General features: G+C 65.5%; 9 protein-coding genes and 1 pseudogene. 6 read left to right on the top strand and 4 right to left on the bottom strand.

Annotated elements, in window-relative coordinates; genetic code table 11:
- Positions 1–66 precede the first annotated feature (66 nt).
- Positions 67–1,260 carry an RsbRD N-terminal domain-containing protein gene (locus tag QMK22_RS13225; RefSeq protein WP_283498119.1) on the top strand — a complete coding sequence of 398 codons (1,194 nt, stop codon included), beginning with the start codon at positions 67–69 and terminating at the stop codon, positions 1,258–1,260.
- 93 nt (positions 1,261–1,353) lie between these two features.
- Here QMK22_RS13225 and putP read toward each other — a convergent pair whose 3' ends face one another.
- Complete coding sequence (gene putP, locus QMK22_RS13220; protein ID WP_283498118.1) at positions 1,354–2,862, bottom strand: sodium/proline symporter PutP; 1,509 nt, start codon at positions 2,860–2,862, stop codon at positions 1,354–1,356.
- 250 nt (positions 2,863–3,112) lie between these two features.
- Between putP and QMK22_RS13215 the strand changes: the two genes are divergently transcribed.
- From QMK22_RS13215 to QMK22_RS13205, 3 genes are all read left to right on the top strand, one after another.
- Positions 3,113–4,333 carry a CaiB/BaiF CoA transferase family protein gene (locus tag QMK22_RS13215; RefSeq protein ID WP_283498117.1) on the top strand — a complete coding sequence of 407 codons (1,221 nt, stop codon included), beginning with the start codon at positions 3,113–3,115 and terminating at the stop codon, positions 4,331–4,333.
- Positions 4,334–4,404: 71 nt separating this feature from the next.
- The gene (locus tag QMK22_RS13210; protein ID WP_283498116.1) at positions 4,405–5,625 is read left to right on the top strand and encodes an acyl-CoA dehydrogenase family protein; all 1,221 of its coding nucleotides are present in this window, start codon (positions 4,405–4,407) and stop codon (positions 5,623–5,625) included.
- 32 nt (positions 5,626–5,657) lie between these two features.
- Positions 5,658–6,320 (top strand): GntR family transcriptional regulator, encoded by a 663-nt coding sequence (locus QMK22_RS13205; protein ID WP_283498115.1) that lies wholly within the window; start codon positions 5,658–5,660, stop codon positions 6,318–6,320.
- Positions 6,321–6,367: 47 nt separating this feature from the next.
- On the opposite strand, the gene QMK22_RS13200 is transcribed toward QMK22_RS13205, so the two are convergent.
- Positions 6,368–7,120 carry a fumarylacetoacetate hydrolase family protein gene (locus tag QMK22_RS13200; protein ID WP_283498114.1) on the bottom strand — a complete coding sequence of 251 codons (753 nt, stop codon included), beginning with the start codon at positions 7,118–7,120 and terminating at the stop codon, positions 6,368–6,370.
- A 16-nt stretch (positions 7,121–7,136) separates the two neighbouring features.
- Positions 7,137–8,057: an AEC family transporter gene (locus tag QMK22_RS13195; RefSeq protein WP_283498113.1), complete on the bottom strand. Its 921-nt coding sequence runs from the start codon at positions 8,055–8,057 to the stop codon at positions 7,137–7,139.
- An 84-nt stretch (positions 8,058–8,141) separates the two neighbouring features.
- Between QMK22_RS13195 and QMK22_RS13190 the strand changes: the two genes are divergently transcribed.
- On the top strand, positions 8,142–8,957 hold the full coding sequence (locus QMK22_RS13190; RefSeq protein ID WP_283498112.1) for an alpha/beta fold hydrolase: 816 nt from the start codon (positions 8,142–8,144) through the stop codon (positions 8,955–8,957).
- A gap of 66 nt (positions 8,958–9,023) precedes the next feature.
- Complete coding sequence (locus QMK22_RS13185; RefSeq protein ID WP_283498111.1) at positions 9,024–12,941, top strand: SCO7613 C-terminal domain-containing membrane protein; 3,918 nt, start codon at positions 9,024–9,026, stop codon at positions 12,939–12,941.
- 111 nt (positions 12,942–13,052) lie between these two features.
- Here the strand turns inward: QMK22_RS13185 and QMK22_RS13180 are convergent.
- Positions 13,053–13,440, bottom strand: a pseudogene (locus QMK22_RS13180) (hypothetical protein); the annotation flags it as partial.

Here is a 13,440-nt window from a genome sequence, read left to right as displayed (position 1 = left end):
CGCAGTATTAACGAAATGAAACAGGTTGACACACCAAACCTGTGCAAAAGCACATAAAATGCTGGAATGAGCTCCCGTGATGACACCCAAATTGTTGAATCGGTCATTGACGATGCGAAACGGTGGAGCGCGCTGTTGGCCCAGTTGTCAGTCGATAGCCTCACCGACCTCTTCCTGGACCGCGTTCTTCGCGTGCCGGGGTATGACACGCTGCCACTCCCCGGCGGCGAAATCCGCCGCACCGGAGCCGCTTCCTTCGACGCTCTGATTCGGGGACTGCAGGAGGCCGCCGACGAGAGCACAGTGCTCAGCGGCTGGGAGGAGCGACTGGCCATCGCCACCGATGTCGGGGTCACTCGGGCCCGCGCCGGAATTCCGATCGAGTCTTTAATGACCGCGATCCGGTTGGACTTCTCGGTGCTCTGGGGCGAACTCACTGCGATCGCCGCTGACGATGACGCAGCCCTGTTGGTACGCCACGCTGATCGCGTGTGGAACATGGTCGATTCCTATGCCAGCCAAACCCAGTCGACCTATATGGCCGAACGGCAGCGGATGCACAATGAAGCCTCCTCGGTGCGGCAGGGCTACGTGGCGGCAGTCTTCGGGGAGATGAGCCCTTCGGCCGAGATGCTCAGCCAGATCACCGGTGCATTGCGGATCGACGAGACCGCCCCGCTCTGCGTGGCGCTGGCAATCGGTGAGGAAATGGCAGGACTGCGTGTCGTCGTCGCGTCGGCCGCTCATCGCGACGCGGAGATCTTCACCCATCACCTCGGTGACGGACTCGTGGCGTTCTGGGTGCGCGACGACCGACCCGGATCGGCCGTGCACGAGGCGGCGTCACAAATCAGCGCCCTTCGCCTGGGACTCGTGGAGGGCGTGCCGGGAATCGCGAATCTCCCTGACGCCGCTCGCCTGGCCCGCGAGCTGGCCCACCTGGTAACTCCCGACGACCGGCGAGCGCTCACCATGACGATCGCCTGGGCGCGGATCGCGCGGCTGCGGCTCGGTGCGTCGGGGTCGCCTATCGCCGCCGACGTGGATGCTGCGCTGGACCGCTGCGGAGTGGCCGAACGAACGCGACTGGTGGAGGCGGTTCGTGCCTACCTCACGTCGGGAAATATCGCCACGTCAGCGGATGCCCTGTTCTGCCATCGAAACACCCTGATGAATCGTCTCCACCGGTTCGCGGCCGTCACCGGGGTTGATGTCACGGTGCCGCAGCAGGCTGCCCGGCTCGTGGTGGCCTGGGCGTAGTTGCCTTTATCGCCAACGCCAACGGCACCTGTCCCCGGCCGCGAGGCTGAAGACAGGTGCCGGGTCAGATCAGATTTCCGTCGACGAGGTGCGCTATGCGGAAGTCTTCTCGGTAGACGCCTTGTACTTCGGGTGCGCCTGTTCGGCAGCGGTATCGAATTCGGCGTCGATCTCGGCGTTCGGCTTGTAGGTGGCATACGAGACGACGACGGCCACGATCAGGCTGGCGATGAAGCCGGGCACGATCTCGTACATGATGTCGCCGAGCGGGGAGTTGCCCCAAATGAAGACGACGACGGCACCGGTGACCATGGAGGCCAAGGCGCCCCAGGTAGTGAGCTTCTTCCAGTAGAGGGAGAGAAGGACTACCGGTCCGAAGGCGGCACCGAAACCGGCCCAGGCGAAGCCGACCAGTTCCAGAATGGTCGAATCGCGATTGAGGGCGATCAGGCCGGCCACGACAGCGACGACCAGCACGCCGAGGCGCCCAAGCATGACGAGCTGTTTGGGAGATGCATCTTTCTTGCCGACGATCTTGTACAGGTCCTCGACCAGGGCGGAGGAGGAGACGATCAGCTGCGAGGAGATGGTACTCATGATCGCGGCGAGCACGGCGGCCAGGACCAGGCCGGCAATGAAGGGGTGGAACAGCGTCTGCGAGAGCAGCAGGAAGACCGTCTCGGGGTTCCCCAGCGTCACTTCGGGGTGCTGCTGGAAGTACGCGATGCCGATCAGCGCGGTGGCGATGGCGCCGAGCGCGGTGATGACCATCCAGCCGATGCCGATCCGACGGCCGGCGGTGGCGTCCTGCGGGGTGCGCATGGCCATGAAGCGCACGATGATGTGCGGCTGGCCGACGTACCCCAGGCCCCAGGCCGCTGCGGAGATCACACCGAGCACGGAACCGCCGGCCGTGATGGAGAGCAGGTCGGGGTTGACCTCGCGGATGGAGTCGAGCGTGGCCGTGACACCGCCCGTGGCGTTGAGGGCAAAGAGTGGAACGGCCACCAGCGCGACGAACATGAGGATGCCCTGCGCCACGTCGGTGAGGGTTGCCCCGAGAAAGCCACCGAACAGCGTGTAGAGCAGTGTGACTCCCGCGACGATGAGCATGCCGGTGAGGAAGGTCGAACCGAAGGAGTTCTCGAAGAACACACCACCGGCGACCATGCCGGAAGAGACGTAGAACGTGAAGAACACCAGAATGATGACACCGGAGGCGACGCGCAGCACGCGTGAGGTGTCTTTGAGCCGGTTTTCAAAGAAGCTCGGGATCGTGATCGAGTTCTTCGACACGAAGGTATAGGAGCGCAGTCGCGGGGCAACGAACTTCCAGTTCAGCCACGCGCCAATGGTGAGGCCGATGGCAATCCAGGCTTCGACGAGTCCAGAAACATAAATCGCACCGGGCAGACCCAGCAGCAGCCAACCGGACATGTCAGAGGCACCAGCGCTCAGCGCTGCGGTGCCGGGTTTGAGGCCACGGCCGGCGAGCATGTAGTCGTCAAGATCGTTGGTTTGCCGGAACGCAAAATAGCCGATGGCGACCATGCCAGCGAGATATAAGACGATCGCGATAATTTGAAAAGTTTGATCCGTCATGGGTTTCCTTCTTTGGGATGCCCGATGTTTCTGGACGTGACCGCCCGAGATCCGAGCTAGGTCAAAACTCCATTCTCGCAGAAAAAGGGGCTTTTTGCCAGAAAGAAAGTTGGCTCCGCCGCTGCGGTCGAGGTCCGAAGCGAGGCCAATCCCCTCTCCGCGGCTGGTCAATGGACGCGTTACCTGACCCACACGGCGCGTAATCTCAGCGACTCTTCCGTTTTCCCACCAAATTGGATACAGTATCCAGATGACTTGGAATGAAGACGAAATATCCGCGACCGGGCCGCTGCACGGCATCCGTGTCGCCGACTTTTCCCGCGTGCTGGCCGGGCCATTCGCCACCATGATGCTCGCCGATTTTGGCGCCGACGTGATCAAAATCGAGCATCCGCTCGGCGACGACACCCGCGCCTGGGTGCCTCCGGTCGATGAGAACGGCATGGGCAGCTACTTCGCCAGCGTCAACCGCAATAAGCGTTCGGTCACCTGCGATCTGCGCACCGAGCGCGGCCTGGCCGAGGCGCGCGCGCTCGCTCTGCAGGCCGACGTGGTGATCGAGAATTTTCGTCCCGGAGTCATGGAGCAGTACGGCCTCGACTACGCCACGCTGAAGGCTGAAAGCCCGGAACTGGTCTACTGTTCCATCACCGGATTCGGCCGCGCCGGCGGTGCGGCCCTGCCCGGCTACGACTTGCTCGTGCAGGCCGTCGGCGGACTGATGAGCGTCACCGGATCACCCGATTCTGAACCGAGCAAGGTTGGTGTGGCCCTGGTCGACGTGCTCACCGGACAAAACGCGGTGATCGGCATTCTCGCGGCGCTGCGCTCCCGCGATGAGACCGGTCGCGGCCAGCGGGTGGACGTGAACCTGCTCTCTTCCCTGCTCGCCGGACTCGTCAACCAGGCCTCGAGCACACTCGCGACCGGGATCGCTCCGAAACGGCTGGGCAACGCACATCCGAGCATCGCGCCCTACGAGACCTTTCGCACGCTGGACGACCCGATCGCGGTCGCCGTCGGTACCGACAAACAGTTCGCCGCCCTCGTACAGGTACTCGGGGTGCCCGATCTCGCCGAGGATGCCCGATTCGGCAGCAATGCAGACCGCCTCGCGCACCGCGACGTGCTCAAGACCATGCTCGAGAAACAGCTCGAAACTCGGCCGGCCCCCGAGTGGACGGCCCTGCTGTCGGCCGCGAGAGTGCCGGCCGGAAAGGTGAACTCGATCGCCGAGGCGCTGGAATTGGCCGCTGAGCTTGGCCTGGCACCCATCGTGCCGGTCACCGATGCCGACGGCTCCCGAGTGAGTCGCCAAATCGCCAACCCGATCAACCTCTCCGACACCCCGGCGCGCTACCTGCGTCCGCCACCCCTGCTCGGTGAGCACGCTGGCGCGACGTTCGCCGATCGGGGCGCCGAGCCCCAAGGCGCCGACCTGAGCGGCGCACTCAGCGCCCGCGACGCCTAACTGTTTTCCGCTCCACCGCTCCACCGCCACCCCGCCACCCCGCATCCGCTTCACCGACCGAAAGACGACTCATGCCTGCTGCAGCTCTCAGTAATGCCGAATTGACCGAGACCGACCTGACCGAACCCGACCTGACCGACGCCGCCGACCTCGTGAGCATCGATTCCCTGCTGACTGACTCCGAGATCGCCCTGCGCAACGAGGTGCGGGCCTTCGTGAACACGACCATCAAGCCGAACATCGCCAACTGGTACGAGAAGGCGGTCTTTCCGCTCGAAATCATTCCGCAGATGGCCAAGCTCGGTCTGCTCGGTATGCACCTCAAGGGCTACGGCTGCCCCGGACGCAGCTCGGTGGAATACGGTCTCGCCGCGCTCGAACTCGAAGCCGGCGACTCCGGACTGCGCACCTTCGTGAGCGTGCAGGGTTCACTCGCGATGAGTGCCATCCACAAGCACGGTTCCGAGGAGCAGAAGAACGAGTGGCTGCCGCGCATGGCGGCCGGTGAGGCCATCGGCTGCTTCGGACTGACCGAACCGAGTGCCGGCTCCGACCCGGCCAGCATGACCACCTTCGCGCACCGCGACGGCACCGATTGGGTGATCAACGGCACCAAGCGTTGGATCGGTCTCGCTTCGGTCGCCCACGTCGCGATCATCTGGGCGATGACCGACGAGGGAATCCGCGGCTTCGTCGTACCCACCGACACCCCCGGTTTCGTCGCAACGCCGATCGAGCAGAAGCTGTCGATGCGGGCCTCCATCCAGTGCGAGATCGAACTGACCGAACTACGCCTGCCCGACTCGGCCATGCTGCCGAAGGCACGCGGGCTGCGTGGGCCGTTCGAGTGCCTCAACGAGGCCCGGTATGGCATCGTCTGGGGCGTTATGGGTGCTGCTCGCGACAGCTACCTCACCGCGTTGGCGTTCTCGAAGGAGCGGATGCAGTTCGGCAAGCCGCTCGCCGGCTACCAGCTCACGCAGCAGAAGCTCGTTGATATGGCGCTCGAAATCAACAAGGGCACCCTGCTCGCCTTGCAGCTGGGCCGGCTGAAAGACGCCGGTACGCTCGCTCCGCACCAGATCTCGGTGGGCAAGCTCAACAACTGCCGAGAGGCCATCGCCATCTGCCGTGAGGCTCGCGCGATGCTCGGCGGCAACGGCATCACCCTCGACTATTCGCCGATGCGCCACGCTAACAACCTGGAGAGCGTGCGCACCTACGAGGGCACCGACGACGTGCACACCCTGATTCTCGGTCAGCACATCACCGGCATCGCAGCTTTTCGCTGATTCCCGGGAAGGGCTGAGTTAGGGTTTTCAACGTGCCTTCCACCGAGCGAACTTCCCGGCCGCCGACCGTTCCGGCGTTCGTCCTCGGCGAGCTGCGGCGCCTGATCGCAGTCGGCGAGCTGGTTCCCGGCCAGCCCCTGCGGCAGGAGGACCTGGCTGAACGCCTCGGCGTCAGCCGGGTCCCGGTGCGCGAGGCGCTCAACACGCTGGAGTCCGAGGGGCATGTCGTGCACGAGCCGCATCGCGGCTATCGGGTGACCGCGCTGTCGCTCGCCGACATGCTCGAGGTCTACCGGCTGCGCCAGCTGCTGGAAGCGGAGGCCGTGCGTGCCACGATCGCGGCGGGCGGCGCTCGGGTGCTCGTCGACCTGCGTGCGGCGGCCGCCGACGTGGAGCACGCCAACGAGGTCGGTGACTTGCTGGCCATGAACGAGGCCAACCGGCGCTTTCACTTCGTGCTCGTGACGAGCGCCGGGATGCCCCGACTCGAACGCATCCTGCGGGCGCTGTGGGATTCCACCGAGGCCTACCGCCGGCTCTACTACGAAGAATCCGGCAACCGGCAGCGGGTAGAACACGAGCACGCGGGCATCGTTGATGCGTTCGCTGCCGGTGATGCCGAGCTGGTCATCCGCCTGCTCGACGAGCATCGCGGTCATGCCACGACCGCGCTCGGCGCACTGCTGCCGACCTAGCTGCCGCCGCCACAGCGACTGCCGACACAGCGGCAGCTGCCGGTGGATCAGACCACGCGCACGTCGAGGTCGCCGATTCCGGTGATGCCAGCGGTAATGGCGCTGCCCCGCTCGATTTTGCCGACGCCGGCCGGGGTGCCGGTGAAAATAAGATCGCCGGGGCGCAGGGTCACGAACCGGGATAGTTCGGCGATCACGTCGGGGACCGGCCAGATCTGATCGGCGAGATCGCTGTCCTGGCGGGTCTCACCGTCAACATCGAGCCAGATGCGCGCCTTGGCCGGGTGGCCGATCGCACTCGCGGCGACGAGCGGGCTGACCGGTCCGGAGAAATCAAACCCCTTGGCGAGGTCCCAGGGGCGGCGCTGAGCCTTGGCGTCGGCCTGCAGGTCACGCCGGGTGAGGTCGATACCGGCGCCGTAGCCGAAGACGTGGCTGAGGGCATCCGCTGCCGCTAGGTCGGCTCCACCGACGCCGATCGCGACGACGAGTTCCATCTCGAAGTGCAGGTTGTCGGTCATCGGCGGGTAGGGAACGGTGTGGGGAGCAACGCCACGCTCGGCAACGCCCTCGTTGACCGCAAAGACAGCATCGGCCGGCTTGGTGAAGAAGAACGGCGATTCACGCTCGGGGTCGTTGCCCATCTCGCGGGAATGCTCGGCGTAGTTACGACCGACGCAGTACACCCGGTTCACGTAGAACCGCTCGCTCGAATCAACGATGGGCAAACTGGTGGATTCGAACGCGGCGAGCGGGCTGGACTGGGACGGGCTGGATAGGGACGGGCTGGATAGGGACATCGGGTCCTTTCGGGACTCAGGCCAAAAGCGCCGCAATGACGAGCAAAGCGGGCATGGACGTGATTGTCGTGAGCAAAACAGTATCTCGGGTGACGACGATGGCCCGGTCGTAACGCGAGGCAAAGTTAAAGATATTCTGCGCTGTCGGTAAGGCCGACACGGCGACCACGGCGAACAGCTCGGCGCCCTGGAGATGGAATACGAAGGCCCCGAACACGTAGGCGATGATCGGCATGAGCACGACCTTGATCACGGTGGCCGCGAGCACCTGTTTACGGCCGGTCCCGGCCCTCAGCAGGCGTTGGCCGTGCAGCGACATGCCAAAGGAGAGCAGCACCAGGGGGATCGCGGCGCCACCGATCAGTTCAAACGGGGCCAGTACCGTCGCCGGCAGTTGGATTTCGAAGATCGCCACGAGTACTCCGGCGAGCGAGGCGACAATCATGGGGTTTCGAATCGGCTGGGTGAGAATCGACACGAACGAGGCCCGACCTCGGGTGGTGATATCGAGAACCGCCAGTATGGTCGGGGCCAGAATCACGAGTTGGAGCAGCAGCACCGGAGCTACGTACTGGGCGCTGCCGAGCACGTAGATCGCCACGGGGAGCCCGATGTTGTTGGCATTGACGTAGGTGGCGCTGGACGCGCCGAGCACTGCCTCAGCCACCGGCGTGCGAAAGAACAGCCGTGCGGCCAGGAGGTAGAACAGCACGCCGACCACGATCGTACTGACGATGACGACCAGAAACTCGGAGAACAGCACCGACACATCGGCGTGGGAAAGCACCGTGAACAGCAGCGCGGGGGTCGCGACGAAGAAGGCCATACGGTTGAGCACCCAGCCGGCACCCTCGCCGACAATGCTGAACCGCTCGACGAAGTACCCGATCAGGATCACAAATCCGATAATCGAAAACCCCACCAGCACGCCGCCCATTCTGCCTAGCCTAAGTCTTCGCCGGGGCAGGCCTGGCCCGCAGGGCTCTTCCGGGAAAGGGCGCGCGCACGTTACGCTCATCGCATGCCCCGACTCGACGTTCTAGGCGCTTCCCTCTATTACGAAACTCTGGGGGAACCCGACGCGCCAGCCCTGCTGCTCATCCACGCGGGCATCGCGACCCTGCGCATGTGGGATCCGCAGGTCGCGGCCCTCGCCGCGCATCACTATGTCATCCGCTTCGACGCTCGTGGTTTCGGGCAGACGACCACGGAGAATGTTCAATTCTCCAACCGAGCGGATGCCCTGGCCCTGCTCGATCATCTCGGTGTGGGCCACGTCACCGTCATCGGCTGCTCGCGCGGCGGTACGATCGCGATCGATCTGGCTCTGGCGAGTCCTGAGCGGGTTGCCGGCCTTGTCACGATCGGGTCGGGGGTCAGCGGCTTTCCCGATGTGGAGCTGACGGAGCGCGAAGACGTCCTGTTCGACAAGCTGGATGCGGCCTTCACCGCTCGCCAATGGCCGCGGCTGGCTCGGCTTGAGGTTGCTCTCTGGGCGGTCGGTCCGACCCGCAAGGCGGCCGATGTCGACCCCGCTTTTCTGGCTCTCGCGCAGGAGCTCAACCTGCGCAACGTGGTGCACGCCACGGAAGCTCCGATCTTGATACCGCTCGAACCGTCCGCGCTCGGCCGGGTGAGTGACATCGACGTTCCGGCGCTCGTCACGGTCGGTGAGCTCGATGTGACGTCGGCGCTGGCCCACTACGAATTTCTGCTCGAGATGCTTCCGCAAGCAACCGGTTGCACTTTTCGCGATACGGCGCACCTGCCGAGCGTGGAGCATCCGCTCGAGTTTCAGCGCGTACTGATTAGCTGGCTCGCGACCAACAGCCTCTGACACCGACGCCCCGCGTTTTCGCCGTCCGGTAACCTGTGACGAGTGTGACCGACCGCGGGGAGATCGATGTCAGAGCTCGAAACAGGACCGTCGGGGCAGTTCTATCTGCGTCATGTCGGTCGGATCATCTGGCCGCGCACTACCCTGGAGCTCACTGACACGACGCTCTGCCCGGCTTGTCACACGCCGCTGAAGTCTGCCGTATGTTCCGCGTGCCAGCTCGACCTGCGAAACCCGGCCGCGACCGAATTGCTGAACCGGTCGGCGGAGGCCGCCGCAGCGCTCGAGAGGCGCGCAGAACTGATCGGGCGGATCCGCTACGAAACGAAGACCGGCCGGATCACGACGCCCCCGGTTGTCGCCGCAGCACCACATCCGGTGCAACCTGCGACCCTGCCGATACGACCTGCGGCTATGTCGGTCCCTGTACCGACACCAACACCAGCCGCACCGAACGCTGCGATCCCGACAACCCCGTCCCTGGCGGCGGCGCACGCTGTGCCGGCTGTGCCCACCCGCCCCCAGCGTTCCAGCGTGCAGGTCGTGCTGCTCTCGATCGGTGTGCTGTTGGTTTCGGTCGCCGCGATCTTCTTTCTCACCGTTGCCTGGATCATCGCCGGGCTCGCTTTTCGTTCCTTCGTTGTCGCGCTATTGACCGTGGCGGCGCTTCTGGTGGCTGCCCGCATACGCCGCTCGCGGCTCACGTCCACCGCCGAGGGAATCGGTAGTTTTGCCGTCGTGCTGGTACTGCTCGACGTCTGGGGTATGCGCAGCAACAACCTGTTCGGACTCGCCGCGGGTGACGCGGCGATCTACTGGGGCATCGCTCTGCTCGCCTGTGCGGCGTTGTTCCTCGGCTGGCACGTCCAATCAAAGCTGCGGGTGGGCAGTATTGCCGGCTTCGTCGTTGCGGTTCCCGGTTTCGGGCTGCTCGCGGCCGGTCTCCTGCAGAACCAGGACTCTCTCACCCGGGTTTTCGTCGGCTTTCTCGGGGCCGCCATCGGTGCGTTGCTGCACCGGGTAACGTTCCCCCGGCCTGCGGTGGTGGCGAGCCGGTGGCCCGCCATCGATCGCGTGCCCGAGCGGATGCTGCTGGTGTTGCTGGGCGCGGTGACCCTCGTCACGTCTGCCATCCTCGCGTTCTTTGTCGACTCCGATAGTCTCGTCGCTCCGATCTGGTGTCTCGGTGCGGTCGCGGTCGTCGCCACGGCCCACGTCGTCATCGGGCTGCGGGCACCGCAGAACGCCCGGTTGATGGCGGAGTACCGGTATTTCGCGTTTGCTGCGGCGTCACTGGCCGCGTTCTCGGCCGCCGGCATCGCGCCGGTCATTGCCGGGCGCTTCGACAGCGTGCCGTTCTCCGTCACCGTACCCCTGCTCGTAGCGGCGACCCTGGCTGTGGCCCTGGAGTCGTTCGGTCGCCGTAGTGGCGGGCTCTCGCCTGTTCGCACCGCGTGGCTCCTCGGTGCCGGTTCAGCAGCGATCGTTGCGGCCATTCCGCTGCTTCTCACGGTCTCGTCTGCCGTTTGGCCTCTCACTCACGCCACGGCAAACGGGCTACGCGGCCGCGAGGTTGTTGGTCAGCTGGCCTCCGCCGACAACGGTTGGGCGTTGCTCGCCCTGGTCGGCGTCGGTGCAATACTCCTGATCGGCTGGACCTTCGGTGCGCTGCTGCACCAGCGTCGCCAGATCGTGACCGCCCTCGCGCTGGCCGTTGTCGTTCTCGCGGTGCCCTTCGTCGAATCGATCGAGCTCATCGTAACGCTCTACCTTTTACTCGGCGCGGGAGCACTCATCACCCTGCTCCTCGCTCGCACGAGTGCCACGTTCTCGCTCGCGTTTCTGACTCCGGCCGTCGTCGGTCTTCTGATTGCCGGCGAGACCCTAGGCTATCTCATCAGCTGGGCGAACCCCACGACGTGGTGGTTCGGCACGGTGTCACTCGTACTCGCCCTCTGGTGTGCGCGTCTGGTGGTTACCCGACGACCCGCGATTCCGGCCAGTCTGGGGCGCACTCACGCGCGGGGAGCTCTGGTGGGCGCGGCGATTGTCATCACGCTGGTCGGCGTCGCGCACGTTCCACTGGCGCTCGCCCCCGATCAGCTCGGGTCGGATTCGCTCAACGTGGCCAATGTCACGGCGGCTCTCGCCCTCGCCACGGCTCTGTTGCACCTGTTGGTTGCTGCCGCGGCCCTGCGGCCGACGTTGCTGACCCAACTCGAACGACGCTGGGCTTTCTTCACCCTCCTCATTCCGACCATCGTCGTCTTCGCTCTGCCCGTGCGGCGCTGGGTGCTTTCCGACGACGATTTTTTGCTGCAGCCCGAACCGTTCGGATCGATCCTGCGCACAAGCCTGATCATCGCCGCCTGTTCGCTCTGGGTATTTGTGCGCGCCAACCGCGGCGAACTGCACTGGGAACGCGCCATCGCCGCCACCGCGCTGGCACCGGCGCTGATCCTGCTGGCACGCGAGGTTCTTCTCGCGACGGACGCCGTCGCATCCGTTTTCACCATCGCCGCACCGGCGCTCGCTCTGGTGATCTGCTCACTCGCCCTGTTCCGCGGCACAGGCTCGGATCTCTTCGCCCGCCGCGACCGCATGGCCCTCGAACTCGGCGCGGTTATCGTGCTCGCCCCGGCCGTGTTCACCGCGTTGGTCACGCTCCGCTCGCTCGGGTGGCTCGTGATCGTGCTCGCCGGCATCGTGGCTCTTATCATGGCTATTGCGCCCGACGGCCTCTTCGGCTCCGGCTCCAATCGCCGTCACTTCGGCTGGCTAGCCCTGCTGCTGGGCACCGTCGGCCTCTGGCTCGGTCTCGACCGGGCCGGTACCGTCGCGCTCGAACCGTATGTGCTGCCGGTCGCCGGCGTCGTGCTCGTCACGGCTCTACTCATTCGCCGGTACGGTCAAAGCGATCGCGCCAGTGCCGCGAGCCCGGTGGCGGGGCTGCTCGTGCTGGCCGGACTGCTCACCGCTCTCGTGCCGCTCGCCCTCGTATCGCAGACGGGATCGCTCGTGCGCCCGGCAATTGTGGCGCTCGTTTCAGCCGCGCTGTTGCTCGGTACCGGCGTAGTGCGGTGGTCACCGCCACGATCGCACTATCTGTCGGCGGCCGGCCTCGCGGGAGCGGTCGCCCTCGTGATCACAGTGGTCGCGCAAACCCAGCGGCTGCGCGGCACTCCGGGCGCTCCCGATGCGCGAATCGAACTCTGGCTCCTGCTTTCTGCCACGGTCGGCCTCGCGACCGCCTTCCTGCTGGCACGCCAAGCGGATGCCGCCTCGGCGTCACTTCGCCGCGGCGCGAGCATCACGCTCGTGCTGGCGTGGGCATCCGTTGTGACCGTGATCGAACTTGCCGTCGTGCTCTCCCCCGTCGACGCTGGGCTCTCGACGCCGCGGGCCGTACTGCTCGTTCTGGGGCTCTCGGCGCTGCACGTGATTGCACTGTGGCGGCAGCAGGCACCGCTCGGACCGCTCACAGCGTGGAGCGTTTTGGCGTTGGCCGGCCTGGCCGCTTTTTCGACGGTCAGCTTTGGTGTGGTCGCCCCGTTCGAACTCGTCACCGTTCCGGTGGCCCTCGCGTTGCTCGGCTCGGGCTGGCTACGCCTGAATACCGATGCGCGGGCGCGCAGCTGGCGCTGGCTGGGTGTCGGACTCGTGCTGCTGCTCGGGCCGTCGCTGCTCCAGGATTTGACCTACAACGAACTCTGGCGCATCGTCGGTCTCGGTATCGCCGCGATCGTTGTGCTCGTGATAGGCAGCACACGACGACTGCAGGCACCGTTCGTGATCGGAGCTGCCGTGTTGCTCATTCACGGCATCGCCCAGCTGTGGCCGTGGATCTCGCTCGCCTACAGCGTGATTCCGTGGTTCCTCTGGCTCGGTGCCGGCGGTATTCTGCTGATCGTGCTCGCTGCTCGCTACGAGCAGCGCATTGCGAATCTCAAGTCGGTGGCCCTGCGCATCACCGCGCTGCGTTAGCGACCGCTGCCGCTGGCTCCCCGCCGGCGAGCGGCCCGCGGCCTACCGCTGCCCGCTCCTACCTCTGCTCAAGGGTTGCCGTTTCCCACGGGCTGCTGCTGCGGGGCTGGGTTAGAACGGTGGGGGGCTGGTGTCGACGTTGTTGTGCGGGGCGGCTGTGTGGTTGGGTGCACGGTTGGGGGTGCGGTTGGGTGCACGGTCGGTGGTGCGGTTGGGTGCCCAGGGGTCGTGGGGCAGGGGGATTGGTCCGATGACGGGTTCTGGTGGTGGGGGTGGTTCGGTGTGTGGGGGTTTGGGTCTGATTCGGGTGGCGGGGTCGGTGGCGTAGTGTTTGCCGGCGGGGCTGGTCCAGGTGAGGGTGCCGTCGGGGGCGCCGGTGACGGTCCAGTTGCTGAAGTGTTTGAGGTTGTGGTTGGCGGGGCAGAGGTGGGCCAGGTTGGTGGCGGTGGTGGGGCCGCCGAATTGTTTGTCGCGGGTGTGGTCGAGGTCGCAGTTGCGG

Origin of the sequence: Cryobacterium sp. PH29-G1, from assembly GCF_030063365.1 — a bacterium.
Classification (GTDB): domain Bacteria; phylum Actinomycetota; class Actinomycetes; order Actinomycetales; family Microbacteriaceae; genus Cryobacterium.
Note: the sequence above shows the minus strand (reverse complement) of the source record. Positions and strands in the feature narration are given on the sequence as shown.

Bases quoted from the DNA above. Each gene is read 5' to 3' on its own strand.
- QMK22_RS13225 (WP_283498119.1), top strand. From the start codon at position 67: ATGAGCTCCCGTGATGACACCCAAATTGTTGAATCGGTCATTGACGAT.
- putP (WP_283498118.1), bottom strand. From the start codon at position 2,862: ATGACGGATCAAACTTTTCAAATTATCGCGATCGTCTTATATCTCGCT.
- QMK22_RS13215 (WP_283498117.1), top strand. From the start codon at position 3,113: ATGACTTGGAATGAAGACGAAATATCCGCGACCGGGCCGCTGCACGGC.
- QMK22_RS13210 (WP_283498116.1), top strand. From the start codon at position 4,405: ATGCCTGCTGCAGCTCTCAGTAATGCCGAATTGACCGAGACCGACCTG.
- QMK22_RS13200 (WP_283498114.1), bottom strand. From the start codon at position 7,120: ATGTCCCTATCCAGCCCGTCCCTATCCAGCCCGTCCCAGTCCAGCCCG.
- QMK22_RS13195 (WP_283498113.1), bottom strand. From the start codon at position 8,057: ATGGGCGGCGTGCTGGTGGGGTTTTCGATTATCGGATTTGTGATCCTG.
- QMK22_RS13190 (WP_283498112.1), top strand. From the start codon at position 8,142: ATGCCCCGACTCGACGTTCTAGGCGCTTCCCTCTATTACGAAACTCTG.
- QMK22_RS13185 (WP_283498111.1), top strand. From the start codon at position 9,024: ATGTCAGAGCTCGAAACAGGACCGTCGGGGCAGTTCTATCTGCGTCAT.